The sequence below is a fragment of the Allosphingosinicella sp. genome (assembly GCF_036387215.1).
Classification (GTDB): domain Bacteria; phylum Pseudomonadota; class Alphaproteobacteria; order Sphingomonadales; family Sphingomonadaceae; genus Allosphingosinicella.
In genome coordinates this window covers 1-4,384 of the sequence record NZ_DASVUE010000041.1, presented here as the reverse complement: position 1 = coordinate 4,384, position 4,384 = coordinate 1, and the positions used below count along the sequence as shown (strand labels likewise).

At 61.5% G+C, this 4,384-nt stretch carries 5 protein-coding genes and 1 pseudogene; 3 read left to right on the top strand and 3 right to left on the bottom strand.

Annotated elements, in window-relative coordinates; translation table 11 throughout:
- Positions 1-333: pseudogene (locus tag VF662_RS01855) on the bottom strand (aconitate hydratase); the annotation flags it as partial.
- 271 nt (positions 334-604) lie between these two features.
- Between VF662_RS01855 and VF662_RS01850 the strand changes: the two are divergent.
- Complete coding sequence (locus tag VF662_RS01850) at positions 605-1,228, top strand: sce7726 family protein (protein WP_464137022.1); 624 nt, start codon at positions 605-607, stop codon at positions 1,226-1,228.
- Here the strand turns inward: VF662_RS01850 and VF662_RS01845 are convergent.
- Positions 1,163-2,194 (bottom strand): beta family protein, encoded by a 1,032-nt coding sequence (locus VF662_RS01845; protein WP_464137020.1) that lies wholly within the window; start codon positions 2,192-2,194, stop codon positions 1,163-1,165. The genes VF662_RS01850 and VF662_RS01845 overlap by 66 nt on opposite strands.
- A gap of 475 nt (positions 2,195-2,669) precedes the next feature.
- The gene (locus VF662_RS01840; RefSeq protein WP_464137017.1) at positions 2,670-3,086 is read right to left on the bottom strand and encodes a hypothetical protein; all 417 of its coding nucleotides are present in this window, start codon (positions 3,084-3,086) and stop codon (positions 2,670-2,672) included.
- A gap of 476 nt (positions 3,087-3,562) precedes the next feature.
- On the opposite strand from VF662_RS01840, the gene VF662_RS01835 reads away from it, so the two are divergent.
- On the top strand, positions 3,563-3,694 hold the full coding sequence (locus VF662_RS01835; protein ID WP_464137015.1) for a hypothetical protein: 132 nt from the start codon (positions 3,563-3,565) through the stop codon (positions 3,692-3,694).
- Positions 3,675-4,082: a type II toxin-antitoxin system death-on-curing family toxin gene (locus VF662_RS01830; RefSeq protein WP_464137012.1), complete on the top strand. Its 408-nt coding sequence runs from the start codon at positions 3,675-3,677 to the stop codon at positions 4,080-4,082. Before VF662_RS01835 ends, VF662_RS01830 begins: the two co-directional genes overlap by 20 nt.
- Positions 4,083-4,384: the final 302 nt, after the last annotated feature.

Genomic DNA, 4,384 nt, shown 5'->3' with positions numbered 1-4,384 from the left:
CTTCATCGCATCGCGCATCGCGGCGAGATCGACCACGGCCGGAACGCCGGTGAAATCCTGCATGAGCACGCGCGCGGGGCGATACTGGATCTCGCGGCTGACGGAGCCCTTATTGTCCTGCCAATCAACGATCGCCTGGATATCGTCGCGCGTGACGGTCTTCCCGTCCTCGAAGCGGAGCAGATTTTCGAGCAGCACCTTCATCGAGAAGGGGAGGCGGGACACGTCGCCGAGCTGGGAGGCGGCCTTGGCGATGGAATAGTAGGCGTAGGAGCGGCCGCCGACATCGAGGTTGGAACGTGTGTTGAGGGTGTCGTGGCCGACGGAGGTCATCGCCGCTTTCCTTCTGATGGTCGTATGCGTGTGAGACTGTCCACACATGGCGACAGTTCCCGGATGTGGCGGCGCTCTAGCAATGCCTGGGGGGAGGGGGAAGGGCGCCGACGGACGGATTGGTGTCGCGTCCATGCCACACTTGTTCGGCTAAATTTATTGGTTACGGGGGCTGGCGCACTGCGAAGTCCACAGCAGGCGAGCTAACGGCTTGAACGATGAGCGTTTGTCGGAGACGCTGCCGAACGGGCAATAACGGGGAGTTCCGGCTATGCGGGATCGCGACGTCCGAGCTGCTCTTTTGTCGCAGCTCTCAGCTGAACATGCCAACGATCCCGATACTCGAATCGTGGAGGAGATGGGGGTCTGGGCAGGGTCCGCTCGGATTGATGTCGCCGTGATAAACGGGGAACTGGCTGGCTTCGAACTCAAGAGCGACCGCGACACCTTAGATCGCCTGCCCATGCAAGCGGAGATCTACAGCCTCGTGTTCGATCGCGTATGCCTAGTTACAACTGAAAGACATCTTCGAAAGGCTCGAGATCTGGTCCCCCGCTGGTGGGGCACGTACGTGGCATCGGAGGACATTATCGGCAGAACGGTGGTGCGTCGGCAAAGGGCCAGCAGATTAAATCCAAGCCGAGATCCATTCATAATGGCTCAGTTGCTTTGGCGCGAGGAAGCGTTGGCATTATTGGCGCGTCATGGCTTAGAGGCGGGGTGGCGGTCTAAGACGGCGAAAGCCCTTCACAGGCGGCTGGCTGCAGAATTGCCACTGCCCTTGCTGAGCGATGGTATTCGGTGCGCGCTGAAAGCGCGCACCGCGTGGTTAGGGAAGGTCGCTTCTGACCCGCTCGATATGACGGTTGATGCCAATCCGCACCCAAGTCTCTAGATTTCCTGGGCTTTGCGCCCCAGCAGCTATAGCGTCCACTGTGTCGTCCGCCCAACACCCAGCGAGCCGCGCGCGCGTAGGATAGCCACTGATCGTACGGGCATGCCCAATGAGCTGAGGAGCCAAATCAACGGCACCCCTGCCCGTCGTCTTCACGCCGCGGCAAACGAGAAATTCGTTCTGAAGAGTGTACTTCACGTTGATCGGATAGCCCCAGGCTATTCCGGGCGGGGGGGCCGCAAGGGAGACCGTAGCATAATCGCCATACCCGATGTCGTACGGGAGCCCTGCTATTGAGAGAGCCTGCCAGAGGAGCCATTCGGCGCGAGGAATGATATGAACGCCCGCCGAATACCCACTGAAGTCCAGGGGCATGCTTGTGCCCGCGATCGTCACACTCCGCCACGCAGGCCCGTTGTGAAGATTCTGGAATGCCGCGATCGCGGGAGCACCCAAGGCGAGAACCGTCCCGACCGACCCCCGAAAATCAGCTATTAGATCGATGACTCCAAAGGCTTGCCCCCAGGAAGCGGACCAGGCGGAAGCCGTCGTAAGCTCGTGGAGATCAATTCGGAAACCAGCCCCGCGTCCATCGGTCGCGGTCGCCGTTTGTACTGCTGCAGCGTAAAGGCGGTTTGCTGACAGGGAGCTTGCCGGGATCAGCTGTAAACCGTTAGTTCTCGCTGCTGCGGCGATGTCGATTAGTGGATGATGCGTCGCGCCGGGAGCAGGAGACAATTCAGAGGCATCGAGATAAAAGGGACTAGTGCCCCAATCCGATAGCAGCCCATTCGCTAGCTCCTGGGCGGGCGAACGGCCAGCTCTCTGCTGTGCCGCTGAAACCCGAAACTGATCGGCACCTACTTGGAAGAGAGGAATTACATTCCGCCGAGTACCGGCTTGTAGTTGAGAAATGCCCCGTCTCTCCCCCTGCTTCCACCGCAGGATGGGGATATACCTAGCCATAAAATTTCCTTCAGAACCTTAGCGGCGTAGGCGGTGCGAAGCGCTGGCAGCACCGCCTACAGGTAAGCTACAGGCGTCCGCAGTGGTCGCAGAGCGGGCGACCGGCGGTGCCCTGCCGGCGATTGTAGCTCTCAATGTTATTGCCTTCGGTGCACCGGTCGTTGTCGTGATGAACGTTCCGTGTGCCCTGCTTCACCGAATGAAAAGGGTAAACCTTAGCCATTTTGGGCTCCATCTTTGACATGATTGTGTCGGATGATATGGACGGAGCCCTGATCGGTTTCCCGATCAGGGGCTGCCGCCGGAGAACTAAGCCTCGAAAGCGGCTTGCCACATTGGGATACTCCTAACTCGTGCTCCCTCGGTGAGTGGGATAGGTTGACCCATAGGGCCTACGGGGCAGTTCCATTGCTCCGTAGGCCCGCTTGCGAAGTCTTGCCGGACGCCTCGACAACCAGACGCCCCTGCCATGCTCCTAGAGTAAGTCACTGTCGCCGCCTCTCTGCGAGCCCGTCGCTCGGCCGTGGTGCGGCATGACCATATGGGAAAGCGGAATCTGGGTGGAGTACCATCGACCACCCTGAAGCGTAACCTCTTCAGAGCTGCGAAGCCTGCTTAACTGGGGAGAGAGGCTGGTGCGCTCCACGTGAACGGCGAACCGCTCTTTGATTTCAGCCAGAATTTCGCCGGCACTCAGTCCGTCGGGTCGGCTCCTCAAGATTCCGCGCACCATGTCCTTGATTGTCGACACGCGCTCACTCGACTCGGCAGACTCGTCCCGTTGCAACGCGGACCATGCGGTTCTGATTTCCGCAAGCTCGGCCTCAAGCAGCTTTATCTGCTCTACAATTTCCGCTTCACGGCGGCTGAGGAACTGGCGTAGCGCGGTCATTCAGAGTCACAGTTAACGGCAGTCAGGTGAACTCGCAAGCTCAATTTAAGTCTCAGACGGAAACTCGACAACGGGGACTCCGGGTTGGGCTCTGAGACGAGACTCTGCTCCTGCGACGGGGATCCTACCGTCCAGTAGGTAGCAGCTTCAGTCGCAAGGATGGGCCGGGCGTGCCGGACCCTGCCGCAACCGCCTCTTGTCGGGCGAGGTAGCTGGACGCTGGATCAAGCCGCGCCGACGCCGGGGCCAGGCTTTCGCCCCCTCCCGCCGCGTCGCTCGGGACAGCCTTCAACAGGCTCAGGGCGGACGGTTCTGGTGAGGGGCTGGATTTCCGGACCCGACCGAGTCGGGGTTCGCGCTGACGAAGGACGGCGGACGGAGCGAGGACCGGGAGGGAAACTGCCGGACTCCCTGCTGCGTTGACCATCCCTAAGGACATCCGATATACCATGAGGGCATAAGCGAGGTCGTATTCGATGCCGGCGGCTGAAAAGCAGAAGACGCAAGTGAAGCGGCCGGCGCGTCCGAGGCCGGAGACGGACCGCAAGGAGCTGCGTGCCGAGATCAACAAGCGCCACTCCAAGTCGCTTGACTACCTCGCCCGCTGAGCCGCTCTGGCCCACCATCGACGACATCATTGAGGTCCACGAGGAGCAGATAGAGCTCCGCGGCGGGCCGCATGGCATACGCGACCTCGGGCTCGTCGAGAGCGCTCTCGGACGCGCACAGCAGCTCCATTATGTCGGCGACGAAGGTGACATCCTCGTGCTTGCCGTCCGGCTGGGGATCGGCCTCGCCGCCAACCACGGCTTCATCGACGGCAACAAGCGCGCGGGCGCCTTCATGATGATCGAGTTCTTGGGCCTTAACGGCTATCGGCTCGATTTGCCGGACGACCTGCGGCTCGGCCAATGGTTCGAGGCCGCAGTGGCGAAGGAGATGTCCGAAGCCGATCTGATTGCCGCGCTCGATGCCTATATCGTGGAGATCGACTAGCCCGCGCATCAGAACACCTGCTTGCCCCGGCGGAAGCATCGCAAGGCTACGTCCCCCGGCGCTTCGGACTCGGCGGCTCGTGCCCTGCTGGACTGCCGTGGCGGCATGGTTCAAGCTTTGGCTATGCTTCCTGAGATCCCCGCATCTCGCCGACTTGCCGCGGTGGTTGCGCTCGCGCTGCTCGGGGGCGCGTTGCTGGCGCTCGGCTATGCCAATCATCCGCTCTGGTGGGCGGCGTGGCTTGCGCCGGCGCCGGCGGTGGCGGCGGTGCTGCTTGCGCCGGCGCGGCTGCGGCTGCCGGT

Excerpts from the sequence above, each read along its gene's own strand:
- VF662_RS01850 (WP_464137022.1), top strand. The coding sequence starts at position 605 with ATGCGGGATCGCGACGTCCGAGCTGCTCTTTTGTCGCAGCTCTCAGCT.
- VF662_RS01845 (WP_464137020.1), bottom strand. The coding sequence starts at position 2,194 with ATGGCTAGGTATATCCCCATCCTGCGGTGGAAGCAGGGGGAGAGACGG.
- VF662_RS01840 (WP_464137017.1), bottom strand. The coding sequence starts at position 3,086 with ATGACCGCGCTACGCCAGTTCCTCAGCCGCCGTGAAGCGGAAATTGTA.
- VF662_RS01835 (WP_464137015.1), top strand. The coding sequence starts at position 3,563 with ATGCCGGCGGCTGAAAAGCAGAAGACGCAAGTGAAGCGGCCGGCGCGT.